Source organism: Thiomonas sp. TH-17 (assembly GCF_057473305.1).
On sequence record NZ_JBYCKI010000179.1, the window covers coordinates 1 to 16,548 of the forward strand.

21 protein-coding genes and 1 pseudogene are annotated in these 16,548 nt (G+C 67.1%); 14 read left to right on the forward strand and 8 right to left on the reverse strand.

All coding sequences use genetic code 11. The features are described 5' to 3' along the window. Positions 1 to 311: 311 nt before the first annotated feature. Positions 312 to 1,019 (reverse strand): 2,3-diphosphoglycerate-dependent phosphoglycerate mutase, encoded by a 708-nt coding sequence (gene gpmA, locus AC2VLV_RS10875; RefSeq protein ID WP_486990001.1) that lies wholly within the window; start codon positions 1,017 to 1,019, stop codon positions 312 to 314. 188 nt (positions 1,020 to 1,207) lie between these two features. On the opposite strand from gpmA, the gene AC2VLV_RS10880 reads away from it, so the two are divergent. The 6 genes from AC2VLV_RS10880 (at position 1,208) to AC2VLV_RS10905 (ending at position 4,680) form a co-directional block, all read left to right on the forward strand. Beyond that, positions 1,208 to 1,618 (forward strand): rhodanese-like domain-containing protein, encoded by a 411-nt coding sequence (locus tag AC2VLV_RS10880; protein ID WP_486990002.1) that lies wholly within the window; start codon positions 1,208 to 1,210, stop codon positions 1,616 to 1,618. 7 nt (positions 1,619 to 1,625) lie between these two features. Further along, positions 1,626 to 1,889: a glutaredoxin 3 gene (grxC, locus tag AC2VLV_RS10885; protein WP_486990003.1), complete on the forward strand. Its 264-nt coding sequence runs from the start codon at positions 1,626 to 1,628 to the stop codon at positions 1,887 to 1,889. A gap of 130 nt (positions 1,890 to 2,019) precedes the next feature. Further along, positions 2,020 to 2,514 (forward strand): protein-export chaperone SecB, encoded by a 495-nt coding sequence (secB, locus tag AC2VLV_RS10890; RefSeq protein WP_486990004.1) that lies wholly within the window; start codon positions 2,020 to 2,022, stop codon positions 2,512 to 2,514. Positions 2,515 to 2,539: 25 nt separating this feature from the next. Further along, on the forward strand, positions 2,540 to 3,583 hold the full coding sequence (locus AC2VLV_RS10895; RefSeq protein WP_486990005.1) for an NAD(P)H-dependent glycerol-3-phosphate dehydrogenase: 1,044 nt from the start codon (positions 2,540 to 2,542) through the stop codon (positions 3,581 to 3,583). Between the two features lie 25 nt (positions 3,584 to 3,608). Continuing rightward, the gene (pth, locus tag AC2VLV_RS10900; protein ID WP_486990006.1) at positions 3,609 to 4,229 is read left to right on the forward strand and encodes an aminoacyl-tRNA hydrolase; all 621 of its coding nucleotides are present in this window, start codon (positions 3,609 to 3,611) and stop codon (positions 4,227 to 4,229) included. Between the two features lie 4 nt (positions 4,230 to 4,233). Then, positions 4,234 to 4,680 carry a hypothetical protein gene (locus AC2VLV_RS10905; RefSeq protein ID WP_486990007.1) on the forward strand — a complete coding sequence of 149 codons (447 nt, stop codon included), beginning with the start codon at positions 4,234 to 4,236 and terminating at the stop codon, positions 4,678 to 4,680. Between the two features lie 15 nt (positions 4,681 to 4,695). Here AC2VLV_RS10905 and AC2VLV_RS10910 read toward each other — a convergent pair whose 3' ends face one another. Genes AC2VLV_RS10910 through rsmD form a run of 3 tightly spaced genes read right to left on the reverse strand, consistent with a single transcriptional unit; the run spans position 4,696 to position 6,147 of the window. After that, complete coding sequence (locus AC2VLV_RS10910; RefSeq protein ID WP_013122481.1) at positions 4,696 to 4,959, reverse strand: YfhL family 4Fe-4S dicluster ferredoxin; 264 nt, start codon at positions 4,957 to 4,959, stop codon at positions 4,696 to 4,698. An 8-nt stretch (positions 4,960 to 4,967) separates the two neighbouring features. Next, on the reverse strand, positions 4,968 to 5,465 hold the full coding sequence (gene coaD, locus AC2VLV_RS10915) for a pantetheine-phosphate adenylyltransferase (protein WP_486990008.1): 498 nt from the start codon (positions 5,463 to 5,465) through the stop codon (positions 4,968 to 4,970). A 34-nt stretch (positions 5,466 to 5,499) separates the two neighbouring features. Continuing rightward, positions 5,500 to 6,147 carry a 16S rRNA (guanine(966)-N(2))-methyltransferase RsmD gene (gene rsmD / locus AC2VLV_RS10920; protein WP_486990009.1) on the reverse strand — a complete coding sequence of 216 codons (648 nt, stop codon included), beginning with the start codon at positions 6,145 to 6,147 and terminating at the stop codon, positions 5,500 to 5,502. A gap of 64 nt (positions 6,148 to 6,211) precedes the next feature. Here rsmD and ftsY point away from each other — a divergent pair, with 64 nt between their 5' ends. Together ftsY and AC2VLV_RS10930 are read left to right on the forward strand one after the other, a co-directional pair. After that, on the forward strand, positions 6,212 to 7,321 hold the full coding sequence (gene ftsY / locus AC2VLV_RS10925) for a signal recognition particle-docking protein FtsY (RefSeq protein ID WP_486990010.1): 1,110 nt from the start codon (positions 6,212 to 6,214) through the stop codon (positions 7,319 to 7,321). Between the two features lie 58 nt (positions 7,322 to 7,379). Next, the gene (locus tag AC2VLV_RS10930) at positions 7,380 to 7,991 is read left to right on the forward strand and encodes a LysE family translocator (protein WP_486990011.1); all 612 of its coding nucleotides are present in this window, start codon (positions 7,380 to 7,382) and stop codon (positions 7,989 to 7,991) included. A gap of 5 nt (positions 7,992 to 7,996) precedes the next feature. Here AC2VLV_RS10930 and AC2VLV_RS10935 read toward each other — a convergent pair whose 3' ends face one another. Both AC2VLV_RS10935 and chrA read right to left on the reverse strand, forming a co-directional pair. Then, positions 7,997 to 8,635 carry an FMN-binding negative transcriptional regulator gene (locus AC2VLV_RS10935; RefSeq protein ID WP_486990012.1) on the reverse strand — a complete coding sequence of 213 codons (639 nt, stop codon included), beginning with the start codon at positions 8,633 to 8,635 and terminating at the stop codon, positions 7,997 to 7,999. 113 nt (positions 8,636 to 8,748) lie between these two features. Then, positions 8,749 to 9,960, reverse strand: coding sequence for a chromate efflux transporter (gene chrA, locus AC2VLV_RS10940; RefSeq protein WP_486990013.1), 1,212 nt, complete (start codon positions 9,958 to 9,960; stop codon positions 8,749 to 8,751). A gap of 66 nt (positions 9,961 to 10,026) precedes the next feature. Between chrA and AC2VLV_RS10945 the strand changes: the two genes are divergently transcribed. Beyond that, complete coding sequence (locus AC2VLV_RS10945; RefSeq protein ID WP_486990014.1) at positions 10,027 to 10,341, forward strand: cupredoxin domain-containing protein; 315 nt, start codon at positions 10,027 to 10,029, stop codon at positions 10,339 to 10,341. Here the strand turns inward: AC2VLV_RS10945 and AC2VLV_RS10950 are convergent. Beyond that, the gene (locus AC2VLV_RS10950; RefSeq protein WP_486990015.1) at positions 10,313 to 10,960 is read right to left on the reverse strand and encodes an MFS transporter; all 648 of its coding nucleotides are present in this window, start codon (positions 10,958 to 10,960) and stop codon (positions 10,313 to 10,315) included. The genes AC2VLV_RS10945 and AC2VLV_RS10950 overlap by 29 nt on opposite strands. A gap of 411 nt (positions 10,961 to 11,371) precedes the next feature. Next, positions 11,372 to 12,043, reverse strand: coding sequence for an ArsR/SmtB family transcription factor (locus AC2VLV_RS10955; RefSeq protein ID WP_486990016.1), 672 nt, complete (start codon positions 12,041 to 12,043; stop codon positions 11,372 to 11,374). 114 nt (positions 12,044 to 12,157) lie between these two features. Here AC2VLV_RS10955 and AC2VLV_RS10960 point away from each other — a divergent pair, with 114 nt between their 5' ends. The 5 genes and pseudogenes from AC2VLV_RS10960 to AC2VLV_RS10980 all read left to right on the forward strand — a co-directional run. Next, positions 12,158 to 13,132 (forward strand): AAA family ATPase, encoded by a 975-nt coding sequence (locus AC2VLV_RS10960; RefSeq protein ID WP_486990017.1) that lies wholly within the window; start codon positions 12,158 to 12,160, stop codon positions 13,130 to 13,132. A gap of 22 nt (positions 13,133 to 13,154) precedes the next feature. Next, on the forward strand, positions 13,155 to 14,153 hold the full coding sequence (locus AC2VLV_RS10965) for a DUF58 domain-containing protein (RefSeq protein ID WP_486990018.1): 999 nt from the start codon (positions 13,155 to 13,157) through the stop codon (positions 14,151 to 14,153). After that, a complete protein-coding gene (locus tag AC2VLV_RS10970) occupies positions 14,153 to 14,647 on the forward strand; it encodes a hypothetical protein (protein ID WP_486990019.1) in 495 nt (164 codons plus the stop codon). The genes AC2VLV_RS10965 and AC2VLV_RS10970 overlap by 1 nt, the downstream gene beginning before the upstream one ends. Next, positions 14,644 to 15,663, forward strand: a complete 1,020-nt coding sequence (locus AC2VLV_RS10975) for a VWA domain-containing protein (protein ID WP_486990020.1) — start codon at positions 14,644 to 14,646, stop codon at positions 15,661 to 15,663. The genes AC2VLV_RS10970 and AC2VLV_RS10975 overlap by 4 nt, the downstream gene beginning before the upstream one ends. Continuing rightward, positions 15,660 to 16,548: pseudogene (locus AC2VLV_RS10980) on the forward strand (hypothetical protein); the annotation flags it as partial. The gene AC2VLV_RS10975 and the pseudogene AC2VLV_RS10980, both read left to right, overlap by 4 nt.

Here is a 16,548-nt window from a genome sequence, read left to right on the forward strand (position 1 = left end):
AAGAAGTCGGCCTTGATCAGCCCGTACACGGCAGCGAACTGCTGCAGTTCTTCCAGCGGAAGCGGCGAAACGGTGTTGCGCGCTAAGGCCTGGACTTGCAGGGTCGCCATGATGCCAGTGAAGGCGCCAACGACAACCCAGGCTGCGACTCGAAATTTACTGGCCATGGTGGGTCAAACGGAGTGTCTGCTAAAAGAGCGGGCAGTATAGGGGTTGCGCCATTTTTGTGGCGCGAGCACCGCACTTCCCGCAGGGCGTCTGCGGAATAGCCTCAACAGGCCCTGTTAGACACGAAGCACGAGGGCCGGAAATCAGACCTTGCCGCCCGCCGCGTTGAGGTAATAGCGCTGCAGCGGCTTGAGATCGGCGTCGAGCTCGTACACCAGCGGAATGCCGTTGGGGATGTTCAGCCCCGTGATGTCTTCGTCCGAGATGTTTTCCAGGTACTTCATGATGGCGCGCATGGAGTTGCCGTGTGACACCACCAGCGTGCGCTTGCCCGCCTTGATGGCCGGCGCCAGCGACTCGTGCCAGAACGGCAGAACCCGTGCGATGGTGTCTTTCAGGCACTCGGTCAGCGGCAGCTCTTCGGGTTTGAGGCGGGCATAGCGCGGATCGGCGGCCAGTTCCACGCGGTGGGTTTCGTCGAGCGGCGGGGGCGGAGTGTCGTAGCTGCGACGCCAGATATGCACCTGTTCGTCGCCGTATTTGGCGGCGGTTTCCGCCTTGTTCAAACCTTGTAGCGCGCCGTAGTGGCGCTCGTTGAGCCGCCAAGTGTGCACGACGGGCAGCCACATGGCGTCGAGTTCGTCGAGCGACAGCCACAGGGTGCGCACGGCGCGCTTGAGCACCGAGGTATAGGTCAGGTCGAAACCGAAACCCAGTTCCTTGAGCAGCCGTCCGGCGGCGCGGGCTTCGCGGATGCCTTGCTCGGTCAGATCGACATCGGTCCAGCCGGTAAAGCGGTTTTGCTGATTCCAGGTGGATTCACCGTGGCGCAGCATGACGAGTTTGTACATGGGAGGTCTCGAAGTGCGAAGGAGTGAAACAATGCGGGACGGGGACAATAGTAGTCCACCTGCAAAATGTCGCTGCACTGCAGCAATCTACGCCGTGCGCCCGCCATGTGTCGTCTGGAACAAAACCATACATCAGCGCAAGCAGATTTGATTTTTTAGAATTCAATCATCTCAAGGAGAAAACTCAAGTGCAGTTCCTCATCGAAAACTGGGCGCTCGTGCTCATTGCCCTGACTTCCGGCGGCATGCTGCTGTGGAGTTCCTATGGCGGCGCGTCCGGGTCGGATGGCGTCAGTGCGGCTCAGGCCGTGCTCAAGGTCAACCGCGAAAAGGGCGTGATGATCGACGTCTGCGAGCCCAATGAATTTCAGGCCGGTCACGCCGTGGGCAGCAAGAGCATTCCGCTGGGCCAGCTCGACAAGCGCTTGAGTGATCTCCCCAAAGACAAAAACACGCCCGTACTGATCATGTGCGCGTCGGGCATGCGTGCCAAGCGTGCCGCGGCGCAGCTTCGCAAGCAGGGTTTTGTGAACGCTGCGGCGGTATCGGGCGGGATGCGCTCTTGGCGCGAAGCCGGGCTGCCGGTTGAAAAAGGATGACTCTCGTATGAACAAGGTTCGCATGTACACCTCTGCCGTCTGTCCCTATTGCATCCGCGCCAAGGCGCTGTTGCAGAAACGCGGTGTTGTGGACATTGAAGAAATCCGTATCGATCTCGATCCGGGTCAGCGCCAGCACATGATGGCGTCCACCGGAAGGCGCACCGTGCCGCAGATCTTCATCGGCGACATCCATGTGGGCGGTTGCGACGAGCTCTACGCCCTCGACTCCCGGGGCGGGCTGATGCCCCTGCTGCGCGACGCCGCCTGAAGCCCGCTCGGCTCAGTCAAGAGCCCGGCTGGCCAGTGGGTCTGGCAGGCCTGTCATGAGGCGGGCCTAGAATCAGCCGCAATCAATCGACGCCCGCATCCTGCGGGCTTTTTTCCATGGAGAATTTTTGATGAGCGCCACCCCCGAGAACACGCAGTCGGCCGATCCGGTTTTCATGCTGCAGCGTTGCTATCTGAAAGACCTGTCGCTGGAGCAGCCCAATTCGCCGCAAATCCTGCTGGAGCAACAGCAGCCCAATGTGGATGTGCAGATGAGCGTGGAAGCGCAGCCCGTGGTCGAGGGGCTGTTCGAAATCACCGTGGCGGCGACCATCACGGCCCGCATGCAGGATCGCGTGCTGTTTCTGGTGGAAGGCAAGCAGGCCGGTATTTTCGAGCTGCGCAACATTCCACAGGAACATGCCGACATGCTGCTGGGCATTGCCTGCCCGCAGACCGTTTATCCGTATCTGCGCGCCAATCTGGCCGACGTCATCACCCGCGCGGGCTTTCCGCCGGTGCATCTGGCCGAAATCAACTTCCAGGCCATGTACGAGCAGCAACAGGCGCAACAGCAGGCCGCCAATGACGCGCCTTCCATCATCACGCCCGACCGCCTGAACTGATCTTTTCTGATCGTTTTTGCGTCTGATGTCGTCGCAACCGCCTCGCTCTCTGACTGTGCTCGGCGCCGGTGCCTGGGGCACGGGCATCGCCTGTCAGATCGCGGCGCATCAGGCCGTCTTGCTCTGGGGGCGCGACGCGGCGCAGATGCAGCGCTTGCAGGCGGAGCGGGTCAACGCCGCCTATCTGCCGGATGTGCCTTTGCCGCCGGCTTTGACCGTCTCGGCCGACCTCGACGCCGCGCTGCGCCACGCGGCCGGTCCCCACGGTCTGCTGCTGCTGGCGGTGCCGGTCTCCGGCCTGCGGGCCGCCGCGCAGGCGGTGCGGATTTTCAACGCCGACAAGCCGCAGGGCGCGCGCGTGCAGCAACTGGTCTGGCTGTGCAAGGGCTTCGAGCAGGGCAGCGGTCTGCTGCCGCATGCGGTGATCGACGCCGTGTTCGCTGGCATGGATGCGCCTCCGGCGACGGGCGCGCTGTCCGGTCCGAGTTTTGCGCTGGAGGTCGCTCGCGGTCTGCCCGTGGCGCTCACTCTGGCCAGCACCGACGCCGCGCTGCGCCAGTCGGCCGTGGCGGCTCTGCATCACGGAGCAATGCGCATCTACGCCACGCCCGATGTCGTCGGTGTGGAGGTGGGCGGTGCTGTGAAGAATGTGCTGGCCATCGCCACCGGGGTGAGTGACGGCATGGGCCTGGGCCACAACGCGCGCGCGGCGCTCATCACCCGTGGGCTGGCCGAGCTCTCGCGCCTGGGCGTGGCGCTGGGCGGGCAGACCGATACTTTCATGGGCCTGAGCGGTCTGGGCGATCTGGTGCTGACCGCCACCGGCGATCTGTCGCGCAACCGTCGCGTCGGCCTGGCGCTGGCGCAGGGGCAGCGGCTCGACCATATCGTGGCCACGCTGGGCCATGTGGCCGAGGGCGTGCATACCGCGCAGACGGCCTTGCAACTCGCCCGCGCGCACCGCGTATCCATGCCGATCACCGAAGCGGTGAGCCGTTTGCTCGACGGCAAACTCACGCCGCAGGCCGCGCTCAGTGGTCTGCTCCAGCGTCAGCCGCGCGGAGAATGAGCATCTCCCTCCCTGTGGATTTCGCATGATTCAGCTTCTCGTCGGCCTGGGTAATCCCGGACCGGAACACGCCCTCGACCGCCACAACGCCGGCTTCTGGCTGGTCGATCAGATCGCCACCGCCGCGGGCGTCAGCCTCAAGCCCGAGCGCGGATTTTTCGGCGATGTCGCGCGTGTGCGCCTGGGCGGCCGCGAGCTCTGGCTGCTAGAGCCCAGCACCTATATGAACCGCTCCGGCCAGTCCGTCGGTGCGTTCGCCCGCTTCTACAAGATCGCGCCGGAGAACATTCTGGTGGCGCATGACGAACTCGATCTGCCGCCGGGCCAGGCCAAGCTCAAACTGGGCGGCGGCCACGCCGGACACAACGGTCTGCGTGATCTCATCGCCCATCTGGGCACGCCCAATTTCTGGCGTCTGCGTCTGGGCATCGGCCATCCGGGCGACCGGGGCGCGGTGATCGGCTTCGTGCTGGGTAAGCCGCCGCAATCCGAGCTGAAGCTGATCGAGCAGGCCATGGAGCAATCGCAGGCGGTGCTGCCGCAACTGCTCAAAGGCGAGTTCGAAGCGGCGATGATGCAGCTTCATCGCAGCAACCGCAGCGACGGCGGCAAGTCGGCCGCCTCGGCCCAGCCGGGGAAGGGCTGAAGCCATGCGCAATCTGGCGCGGTTCGGCGTGGGTGTGTTGATGGCGTTGGGCGCCGTATCCGCCGGGGCCCAAACCGCCGAGCACTCCGCCGAACCCGTCTGGCGTTGCGGAAACACCTATTCGCACCAGCCTTGCGGATCGGGCCAGACCGTTCCCACTCAAGACGGCCGTACTCCCGAACAACGCGAACAAGCCCAAGTGCAGCAGCAGCGGCTGAATGCGCTGCTCGATGTCGGCGACCAGGAACGCGCGGCGCAGGCGGCGCAAGAGCAGCGGAGAGCGGCTGCGGCCCAGCGCGAGCAAAAGCGCCAACTGGCCTTGCAGCAGCGCGAGGCTAAAAAAGCGAAAAGGGCGGCTGAGAAAGCCCACGCAGCGCGCAACAAACACCGGCTTCAACAAACTCGGGAACGCCGCGTGGTCATTCCGCCGCGTACCAACGCCGTACCTTGACGCGGGGCGGGACTTTCAGGAAACGGGCGCTTTCGCCGCGGTCAGCTGACGATACTTTTCCATCAACTGATCTTTGCTTTCCACACGGTCAGGCCGCACCGGAATGCAGTTCACCGGGCAGATCTGCACGCATTGCGGCGTGTCGAAATGTCCCACGCACTCGGTGCAGCGGTCGGGGTTGATTTCATAAATTTCCGGGCCCATGAAAATTGCCTCATTCGGGCATTCGGGCTCGCACACATCGCAGTTGATGCAGTCGTCGGTGATCCACAGGGCCATGATGATCTTCAGGTCGGGGCGGTGCGCCGCTGGGCCACCTTGGCCTGCAGCCGCTCCATGACCAAGGGAACCACAAACTTGCTCACGTCGCCTCCGAGCATGGCGATTTCCCGCACGAACGTCCCGGAAATGAACTGGTACTGATCTGCAGGGGTGAGGAACAGGGTTTCCACGTCGGGCATGAGCTGGCGGTTCATGCCGGCCATCTGGAATTCGTACTCAAAGTCGCTGACCGCGCGCAGCCCGCGCACCACCACCTGGGCGCCGCGCGCCACGACGAAATCGCGCAGCAGTCCGGTGAAGCCGCTGACTTCAACGTTGGGATAGGGCGAGAGCACCTCGCGGGCGATGTCCAGCCGTTCGTCCAGGGTGAACATGGCGTTCTTGTGGTGACCGGCGGCGATGGCGACCAACAACCTGTCGCACAACTTGCTGGCGCGGCGCACCAGGTCTTCATGGCCGCGCGTGAGCGGATCGAAGGTGCCGGGGTAGATGGCGAGCAGCATGGCAATGGCCGTAAGCGTGGAAAGGAAGCGCAGTTTAGGGGTTTTGCGTCACCAGTGCGTCTGCAGTGTTGCGGCGCAGCAAAGCGAAGTGCACCTGACCGGCACGACCCCGTCGCCAGAGCGTCCAGCCTTGGGTTTGCAGCGAATCGAACAGCTCGGCCGTATCGGTTTCCACATAAACCAGACCTTGTGATGCAACGAGCGGCTGCACCGCCTGCAGCGCGGCGAGTTGTTGCGCGCTGGCATAGGGCGGGTCGATGAACACGATGTCGAAGCGTTCGCCTGCGCGCGCCAGGCTGTGCGCGGAGGAGAGCGCATCGGCGCCTCGCACCTGCGCCTGTGTCGCGCCGAGGCGCTGCGCGGCGGCGGCAATCGCGGCCACGCAGCGAGGATGCTGTTCGATCAGCAACACCGAGACCGCGCCGCGCGAGGCCGCTTCCAGCCCGAGTGCGCCGCTGCCTGCGTAGAGATCGAGCACGCGCAGACCGGCGAGCGTCTGGCCGAGCCAGTTGAACACGGTCTCGCGCACGCGGTCTGGCGTGGGGCGCAGGCCCGGCAGGTCGGGCACGGCGAGTTTGCTGCGTTTCCACAGCCCGCCAATGATGCGGACTTCACCGCTATGCGCGCGGCGGGGGCGGACGGAAGGGCTTGGGGCGCGATGGCCTGGAGACTGGGTATTCATGGGCAGGTAAATTGTAGGAGTCTGTCGCGCATCATCCCGTCCTCTTTTCTTCGATCGGCCGTCCATGTTCCGCTTTTTCAAACGCAAATCCGCTCCCGAAACCGCCGCGCCCGAGGTGACGGTCGAGGTTGCGCCGGAGGCGATCACCGCGCTTGCCGCACTGCAACTGGATGCGCCCGCTGAAGCCGCGCCGGCCGTGGAGCCCGCCGCGGCGCCGATGTCTGAGGCCGAGCCATCGCAGGAGGTCGTGCTCGTCGCCGAAGAGCAGCCGACTTCCGGCTGGTTCAGCCGCCTGCGCTCCGGCCTGCGCAAAACCGGCTCGGGCATCAGCGGCCTGTTCGGCGGCAGCAAGATCGACGAAGCGCTGTATGAAGAACTCGAATCCGCCCTCATCATGGCCGACGCCGGCATGCCCGCCACCACCGCGCTGCTGGCTGATCTGCGCCGGCGCGTGAAATCGGCCCGCGCCGAAACGCCGGCTCAGGTGCGCGGCCTGCTCGCCGACGCGCTGGCCGATCTGCTCAGTCCCCTGCAAAAGCCGCTCGACATCGGTCGCCAGAACCCCACCGTGCTGATGATGGTGGGCGTGAACGGCGCGGGTAAAACCACCACCATCGGCAAGCTCACCCAGCACCTGCTGCGCGCCGATGAAAAAGTGCTTCTGGCCGCAGGCGACACCTTCCGCGCCGCGGCGCGCGAACAGCTCGTCGCCTGGGGGCAGCGCAATCAGGTGCAAGTCATCTCGCAAGACGGCGGCGACCCGGCCGCCGTGGCCTTCGACGCCGTGAGCGCAGGCAAGGCGCGCGAGACGGACGTGGTCATCGTCGACACGGCCGGCCGCCTGCCCACCCAGCTTCACCTCATGGAAGAACTGAAAAAAGTCAAACGCGTAACAGCCAAGGCGATGGACGGCGCACCGCACGAAATCCTGCTGGTGATCGACGCCAACAACGGCCAGAACGCTCTGGCCCAGGTTCGCGCTTTCGACGATGCGCTGGGTCTCACCGGCCTGGTCATCACCAAGCTCGACGGCAGCGCCAAAGGCGGAGTGATCGCGGCCATCGCCCGCGAGCGGCCGGTGCCGGTGTATTTCATCGGCGTCGGCGAGGGTCTGGATGACCTGCAGCCCTTCGATGCAGGGGCGTTCGCGCGGGCGCTGGTGGGCGAGGCGTGAGAAGTGCGATGAAGCTGGACCGGACCGCGATCCTCGCTGCGATAAAAGAGGCGGTCTGATGTCGCCCGAGAAGGCGGTGATCTTCGGCGTCACCTGTCTGGGTTTTGGCTTCATTCCGGGACCTGCCCTGCTGCAGAACGTGTCGCTGACGCTCCAGCATGGTCGGCGAACCGGCTTTTTGTCCGCACTCGGCATCCATCTTGGCGCCCTGTTTCAGATTGCCGTCGTCGCACTGGGCGCGGTCGCCATTCTGAAGACGTCGCCGCTGCTCTATCACGCCCTCAAGGTGGTCGGCGGCGCGTACCTGATCTGGCTCGGCATCCAGCGGATGCGCATGCCCGTCAAGCGGGATGTGGCGATCGACGTGCCGCGCAACGTGGTCTCGTCGAGCGCGCTCATCGAAGCATTGAACCCCAAGTCCGCGCTGTTTTACCTCGCGTTCCTGTTGCAGTTCACTGACCCCGGCGCGTCGCTCGGGCTCGGCTGGCAACTCTTCCTGTTGGGCGCATGCGCGAATCTGCTGTTCTCCGTGGCCGACGTGTTCTGCATCCTGCTTGCCCACCCGCTGCGCGCACGCCTGGCACCAGCCGGACGATCGCTGCAGATCGGCCAATTCCTCGCCGGCACGCTGTTCGTCGTCCTGGGTTTGATGGCAATCGCTGGCTTTTAGCGCCTTCAGCGCGATGAACCCTCAAGCGACTTCCGCATCGCTTCAGCCAGTTGGTCCCCGCCGCGCTGGCGCAATGCATCGATCGCCCCTTCGCGGTCGCGCAATTCGCGGTTCTGGCTCAGCTTGGCCTTGCCCTGCAGGCGGGTGATGGCGATTTCGATGCCCACGATGGACTGGAGCATGGCGTCGATGTACTCGGGTGCGGAGTCGCCCATCTTCCACGGTCTGGGCTCTTGCGCCTCGTGCGTGCGCGTCAGGCGCGCCACCACGCCACGAACGAATTTTTCATCGTCGCGGACGGTGAGATGACCGTGGGCATGAACGACTTCATAGTTCCAGGTGGGAACCTGGCGGTGGGTCTCATGTTTGCTCGGGTACCAGCTCGGCGAGATATAGCCCTCGGCGCCGCGGAAGATGACCATCACCTCTGCGCCGTTCCCGCACTGCTGCCACACCGGATTGGCGCGGGCCACGTGACCGATGAGCGTGCCCAACAAACCCTGCGCCGGATCGAACTCGAAGGGAAGGTGGTTGGCATCGAGCCCGTCGCCGGTTTGCGTGACCAGGATGCCCAGTGGATTGTCGCGAAGGATGCGGTGCAGATCATCCGGCTGCGCGATGGCGAAGTGGGAGGGGACGTACATGGCGGCGAGATGCAGCAGTGAGCGGGAAACGCAACTATCGCCCAAAACTGGCGCAATCGGCGCCCGGCTTCAAAAAAGTGCACATCGGCGGCGGTGCAAGCCGGCGCGGGGAATCACCCCCAGCCCAGAATCGCAGTGACTGCTGCACCGCCGACCACCACCGCCCACGGCGGAACCTTCCAGACTTGCAGCAGCAAGAGCGCGGCCAGCGCTAGGGCGAAATCGCGCGGCGTGTGAATGGCTACCGTCCACACCGGGTCGTAGAACGCCGCCAGCAGCAGGCCGACGACGGCGGCGTTGATGCCCATCAGGGCGCTGCGCATGGCGGGGTGGCGGCGCAGGCCGTTCCACAGCGGCAGGGCGCCGGCCACGAGCAGAAAGCTGGGCAGAAAGATGCCCAGCAACGCCACGCCCGCGCCCAGCCAGCCACCCGGTCCCTGTGCCGAAGCGGCGCCCAGAAAGGCGGCGAAGGTGAACAGCGGCCCGGGCACGGCCTGCGCCGCGCCGTAGCCTGCGAGAAAGGTGGAGTTGTCCATCCCTGCCGGGACGACCTGGGCCTGCAGCAGCGGCAGCACCACATGGCCGCCGCCAAACACCAGCGCGCCGGACTGATAGAAGCTGGAAAACAGCGCGAGCGCGGGCTGATGCAGCGCAGCCGCGAGCAGTGGCAGGCCGACCAGCAGCGCGCCGAACGCGGCGAGCAGCACCACGGCGCTGCGATGACGCAGCGACACCTGCAGCGGCGCATGCACCGCTTCCACCGGGGGGCGCAGCAGCCAGCGCCCGACCACCGCGCCGAGAGCAATGACAGCGAGTTGCCCGGTGACGCCGGGCATGAGCGCGGCCAGCACCGCAGCAGCCACAGCCAGGCTGGCACGTTCCCTGTCGGGACAGAGGCTGCGGCCCATGCCCCAGAGCGCCTGCGCCACCACGGCGACGGCGACCAGTTTGAGCCCATGCAGCCAGCCGCCGTGGGCCAGCCCGCCCAGGTGCGCCAACAACAAGGCGAAGGCGGTCATCGCCAGCGACGAAGGCAGGGTGAAGCCCAGCCAGGCGGCCAGCCCGCCGCGCAAACCGCCGCGCATCAGCCCCAGCCCGATGCCGGTTTGCGAACTCGCCGGGCCAGGCAGGAACTGGCACAGCGCCACCAGATCGCCATACGCTTGCGCTGAAAGCCAGCCGCGCCGCTCGACGAACTCGCGGCGGAAATATTCCAGATGCGCAATCGGTCCGCCGAACGCCGTGAGCCCCAGCCGCAGGAACGCGAGGAAGATCGCCGCGGTTGCCTCCGGCGGCGGCGTGCGAGGGGGTTGATCGTCGGGCATGGGGAATGTCCTTGTTGCGACGTTGCGGCGGTGCGCCTAATTTGAACGGCTCATCAGGAGCTTGCCATGCGCAGACCGTTCATCAGAACCGCGATTCTCGCCTTGCTCGTCTGGCCGTGCTGCGTGTTGGCGGCCACGGTGCAGATTCAAATCAAGGGCATGAACTTTCATCCCGACAGTGTGGCGATCGCGCCGGGAACCACGGTGACCTGGACCAACGACGATGCCTTCGGCCACACCACGACCAGCGACACCAAGCTGTGGGACTCGGGCGTGCTGGCACCGGGCAAATCGTTCAGCCACACCTTCGACAAGCCCGGCAGCTTTCCCTACCACTGCGCGGTGCACACCTTCATGATCGGGACGGTGACGGTGAAGTAAGTCGCGGGTGAGTTTCCTGCGCGCGCAGCAGCACCCAAAACCCCGACGCCGAGAGCAACGCTGCGGTGAACCAGAACGCGGGGGCGATCAGCCCGGCTACCTGCGCAATGCCACCCAGCACCAGCGCGCCCAGGACATGGCCGGTGTCGCGCCAGTAGCGGTAGGCGCCCAGCGAGGAACTGCGCCAGTTCGGGTGCGAAATGTCGGCCACCGAGGCGATGAGGTTGGGGTAGAGCAGCGCCATGCCCACGCCCATCGCCACGGCGACAGCCAGCCAGGCCAGCGTGCCCGACACCAGCGTGACCGCCGCGACGCCTGCGGCCAGCAGCCATAGCCCGGAAACGATGGTGGGCTTGCGGCCAACGCGGTCTGACAGCGGCCCGGTCCAGAGTTGAGACGCGCCCCAGCTCAGGCCATACACCCCGGTGATCCAGCCGATGTCCACCACGCTCAGTCCGTGACCGTGCAGATACAGCGGAAACAGCACCCACAGCAGGGTGTCGGCCACCTTGTTGGCCACCCCGGCCTGACAGAGCGCGGAAAACGTGGGGTGGCGAAAGGAGACGAAGGCGAATACCTGCAGCGAAGAGGGATGTGCAGCCAGCCCTTTGGCGATCACCAGCAGGGCGAAACCCAGCAGGGCGGGCGTGGGCCGTAGATAGAGGCCAGATAACCGGTGACGATGCCAGCCAGCCCATCACCAGCACCGGCTTGCGCCCGATGCGCTCGGAAAGGCGCCCGGAGACGAAATTGAGCATTCCTTTCACCAGCCCGAACGAAATGATGAAGCTCATCAGGTAGAGAAAGGACGATTTGGGCACGCCAAAGTCTTGCTGCGCCACCACCGGCAGCACATTGCGCTCCATGCCGATGACCAGGCCGACGAAAGCCACCTGCACCGCCTGCCAGATGAACTGGTGCAGGTTGATGCGGATGCCCTGCAGGTAGGGTTCGAGTGGGGCGGGTGCGCTGAGATCGGCGGCACCCAAGCGGCTTGCGGACGGAGGGGACATCGCGCGGCGCATCGCTGTCAGGGCGCGAAGTCCTGCTCCAGTGGCAGCCCGGCGGCCTGCCATTCCGGCACGCCCTCGGCGATCTTTCTGGCGCGAAAACCGCGTTCGACCAGCAGCTTCACCGCCGCGTCGGACATCACGCAGAACGGCCCGCGGCAATAGGCCACGATCTCCTTGCCGCGCGGCAGTTCGCGCAGCCGCGCCTCCAGCTCGGGCAGCGGCAGCGAGCGTGCCTCGGGCAGATGCGCGGTGCGGTATTCGGCCTCCGGGCGCACGTCGATCAGTACCGCATCGCCCTTGCGCACCTTGTCCAGCAGGGTCTGGCTGCTCTCCAGCGTGAGACGCTCGGGGCCGGAGAACAGCCGCTGCATCACCACCTGCAGATCGGCCACATGCGCCTCGGCCACGCTGCGCAGCGCCACCCACAGCGCGGCCACGTCGGCGCCGCTCAGGCGATAGATGCGGCTCTTGCCGTCTTGGCGCACCTGCACCAGCTGCGCGCCCTTGAGCACGCGCAGATGCGCGCTGGCGAGCTTGATGTCGATCGCGGCTTCGCGCGCCAGCGCCTCCACCGGCTTTTCGCCTTGCGCCAGCAGTTCCAGCAACTCCAGCCTCTTGGGGCTGGACACGGCCGCGCCGATGCGGGCGACTTGTTCATACAGATGGTTTTTGAGTTCGCGTGAGTTCATGAAAACAATCTAACGATCACGCGAATGTAGGTCAACAGGGTTTCTCCGCTGCGTCGCAAGCGGTTGGCATCTTTACGATCAGCGCATGCGCATGTGCTCAATTCCACAAATACGATGACCTACCCGCATCAGACCGAAGTAGCCGCCTTGCGCGAGCAACTCAGCGCCGACATCGTCGGCCAGGCGGCGCTGCTCGACCGTCTGGTCATCGGCCTGCTCACCGGCGGCCATCTGCTGCTCGAAGGGCTGCCCGGGCTGGCCAAGACCACGGCGGTCAAGGCGCTCGCCAGCCGGGTGCATGCCAGCTTCCAGCGGGTGCAGTTCACCCCCGATCTGCTGCCGGGCGATCTCACCGGCACCGAGGTGTTCAACCCTGCCGAGGGCACGGTGCGCTTCGTGCGCGGGCCGCTGTTTCACGACATCGTGCTGGCCGACGAGATCAATCGCGCGCCGGCCAAGGTGCAGTCGGCGCTGCTCGAAGCCATGCAGGAGCGGCAGATCACCGTGGGCGGCGTGAGCTACGCGCTGCCGCCGCTGTTCTTCGTGCTGGCCACGCAGAATCCGCTCGAACAGGCGGGCACCTATGCCCTGCCCGAAGCCCAGCTCGACCGCTTTTTGCTGCATGTGCGGCTGGACTACCCGGCGGCCGATGAAGAGCTGCGCATTCTGCAACTGCATCTGCAGGCCAGCGACCCGGCGCGCAGTCTGGGCGGCGGCCCGGCGCCGGCGGTGGACGTACCCACCGTGCTCGCTGCGCGCCAGGAGGTTTTGCAGGTGCATGTGGCCGAGAGCCTGCAGCGCGCCATCGTCGATCTGGTGCGCGCCACCCGCGCGCCGCAGCAGCGCCTGGCGGGCATGGAAGGCGTGGTGGCGGCCGGCGCTTCTCCGCGTGCGGTGCTGGCGCTTAGCGCTGCCGCGCGGGCGCTGGCCTATCTGCGCGGGCGCGACTTCGTGCTGCCCGACGACGTCATGGCGCTGGCGACCGACGTGCTGCGCCACCGCATCGTGCTCTCGCTCGACGCCGGGCTGCGCGCGGTGAGCTGCGACGCGCTGATCGCCGATCTGCTGGCCGCCACCCAGTGGCCTTGAGCGCTGGACTGACGTGAAGGCGATGTCCGCAATTTGGCGGGGCGAAGCGCAAGACCGCCAAGAACCGCAGGCTTCGCGTCCCTTGCTGCTGGCGGCGGACGCCGCAGCCCTGATCGCCCGGGCGCGCGGGCTGCGTCTCGCCGCGGCCTCTCAGCCGGTATCGCAGCGCGCAGCGGGCGACAGCCTCTCCCGCTGGACGGGGCGCGGGCTCGACTATGCCGAAAGCCGCGCCTATCAGCCCGGTGACGATCTGCGCGATCTGCACTGGCGCCTGCTCGCGCGCACCGGCAGGCCGTATGTGAAGGTGCACCGCGAAGAGCACGCACCGGCGCTGCATCTGCTGCTCGACCTGCGTCCGGGCATGGTCTTCGGCACCCGCGTGCGTACCAAGGCCGAACAGGCCGCGCGCATGCTGCTGCTGGCCTGCGCCGCGCAAGCCCTTGCGGCCGAAGGCGCCGCCGGTGCTGTGGGCCTGAGCCTTTGGCGCGGGCCGTTGCGCAGCGCAGAACTCGGGCGCGGTCTGTCGGCGGTGCAGCGCCTGGCGCAGTGCTTGCAGCAGGAACGCATCGAAGCGCTGCAACCCGATCACCTCGCCGAAGCGCCTGAAACCTCAGCCGGTGTTTTCGCCGCATGGGCGCTGCGTCTGGCGCGCACCCTGCCCGAAGGCGCACGCGTGCTGCTCGCCAGTGACGGTGCGGGGTGGGACGCCCCCGACATCGACGCCGCGCTCTGGGCCCTTCGCAGCCGCGCCGAAGTGCTGCTGCTGCGCGTGACCGATCCGGTCGAAGCGGGCCTACCTGCAGACGCCGCGCTGGAGCGTGCCGTCTTCGTCGATCTGGCGCGCCAGCAATCTGGCCCCTGGCCCGATGCGGCAGCCCGCGCCGCCTTTGCGCAACGCGCAGCGCAGCACCGAACCGCCCTGCTGGCCCGCTGGCGCGCCCGCGGCCTGCGCTGCATAGCCGCCGGAGTCGATCAGAGCGATGCCGCCGTGCTGCGGGCGCTGCGCGTGGCGGGGATGTGATGGATCGTCTGGCCGCGCTCGCCGACATTCTTCCGCCCCCTCCGCCAGCGCCGCTGCCGCCAGCGCCGTGGTGGCAGACGCCGCTGCCGTGGCTGGCGCTGGTCTTTGCGCTAGCGCTGTGCGTCTGGGTCGTGCTGGGCTGGAGGCGCGGGCGGACATGGCGGCTGCTGCGGGCGCAGGCTCGCGCGGTTTTGCAACGCGAAACGCAAGGGCCGCAGACCACGCGTTTGACGACGGAACTGGCAACGCATCTGGCCGCGCAATTGCGCCTCGTCTTGCCTGAGACCGACTGGCCGCAGCCCCTGCGCACTGCCTTCGACGCCCTGCGCTTTGCCCCGGCCAGCGCAGAAACGTCGGTCACCCTGAAAGCCGCTGCGCAGACGCTCGAATCCGCCGCCACCCAAGCCCTGCGCGCCGCCTGGTGGGGCAGAGCGCGCGCGCAGGCGGCCTTCGCACGCAGTTTGCAGCACGCTGCGCACAGGGGCGTCAAATGACCGCTTGGGCCGACCTCACTTCGGGCCTGGCCGCTTTGCAGTGGGCGCAGCCGCTGGCCTTGCTGCTGTTGCCACTGGCGGTCTTGCCGCTGCTGGCGGCGCGGCGCGCGCGACAGAGCGAGACCGTGCCCGCGCCCCAATTGCTGCACCCCGATCTGCACGGCCTGCTGCAAGCGCCGCCGCCGCGCCGCAAGCCCCGGCTCGCGCCTGTGCTGCGCGCGCTGGCGCTGCTGGCCTTGGTGCTCGCCTTGGCGCAGCCGCAGCGCGAAGGCGCATGGATCGCCGCCGCGCCCGAGGGCCGCGACATCGTGGTGCTGCTCGACACCTCGCTCACCATGAGCCTGCACGACCTCACCTGGGCGGGCAAGCCCGCCTCGCGGCTGGCCGTGGCCCAGCGCGTATTTGCCGACTTCGCCCGCGCGCGGCAGGGCGACCGCTTCGCGCTGGTGGCCTTCGGCAGCCATGCCGCCACGCTGCTGCCGCCCACCTTCGACGCGCGTGCTGCGGGCCAGATGGCCGGGCTGCTTGCCGTGGGTCAGCTCGGCCCCGACACCGCTTTAGGCGACGCCATCGCACTGGGGCTGCGGCAGGTGCGTCTGCAGCTCGACCTGAAGCCTATTCTCATCCTCTACACCGATGGCGGGGCGAGCAATACCGGCTCCATCAGCCCGGCCGACGCTGTGGCGCTGGCGCGGCACATGGGCGTGCGCATCTACACCGTCGAAGTCGGCACTGCATCCGACCCCGGGCGTTCCTACACCGTGCCCGCCTACGCCGGGCCGCAGCCCGATCTGCGCCTCATCGCCGAAGCCACCGGCGGACGGTTCTACTTCGCCGCCAGCGCCGGGGCGCAACAGGCGGCGGTGCGCGACATCGGCGCGCTCAACCCCCGGCTGTATCCCCCGCCCACGCGCCGGGCCGTGCAGGCGCTGTTCCTCTGGCCTTTGCTTGCCGGAGCGGCGTTGTGGTTGCTGGCGATGTGGATTGAGGGCGCCGCACCCAGGAGCCGCAAATGACGACTTGGGATGCGCTCTGGACCCAGCCCTGGTTCTGGGCACGCCCCTGGGCCTTTGCCCTGCTGGCGGTGCCGCTGCTGCTGGCTGCGCTGCGGCTGTGGAGCGCCCGCAGCGTGCGCGCCGGGGCGCTGGCCTATGCCGACGCCGCGCTGCTGCCCTTCGCCACCCTTCTGCCCTCGCGGCAGCGCCTGCGGCGCTCGCTGGCGCTCGACCTGCTGCTGTGGGCGCTACTCGCTACCGCCGCAGCCGGTCCGCGCCAGCCGGTGAGCGGCAGCGCGGTGGGCGGCCTGCACCGCATCGCCGTCATGGTGCTGATGGATGCCGGCACCGCAGCCGCAGTACCGACCACAGCGCCCATTTCCGCGTTGGAGCAGCAGCGCCTGCTGCTGGCCGCGCTGTGGCCGCAACTGCGCGGCGAACGGCTCGGCCTGATCGCTTATGGCGCAGCGCGTCTGGGCGGACCAGTGGGCGCAGCGCAATTGCTGCCGCCGACCGATGACCCCGCCCTGTTCGCTCATGCCACGCAGCAGGCCCGCCCCGAAGTGTTCACCGGCACGCCCGCTTCCGCCGCGCTGCCCGGCCTGCTCGCCCTCGCGCGCCAACGCCTGCAACAGCAAGCCGAAGGCGAACGCGGCGCCGTGCTGCTGCTGGCCGGTGCAGGTGTTCCGGTGCCCGCAGACTTCGACGCCAGCGCGGAGGGCGAGTCTTTGCACCGCGTCCGCTTGCCGCTGTTCGTCCTCGCCCTGCCGGGTTTGCCTGCCGAGAGCGCGGCCCTGCTGCGCAACGCAGCACAAGCCAGCGGCGGCGGTTTTTCTGCCGTGACTGCAGGTCAGACCGGCGCTGGCAACTGGAACGCGCTCTATGCGCGCGGCATCGCCCGCCTGT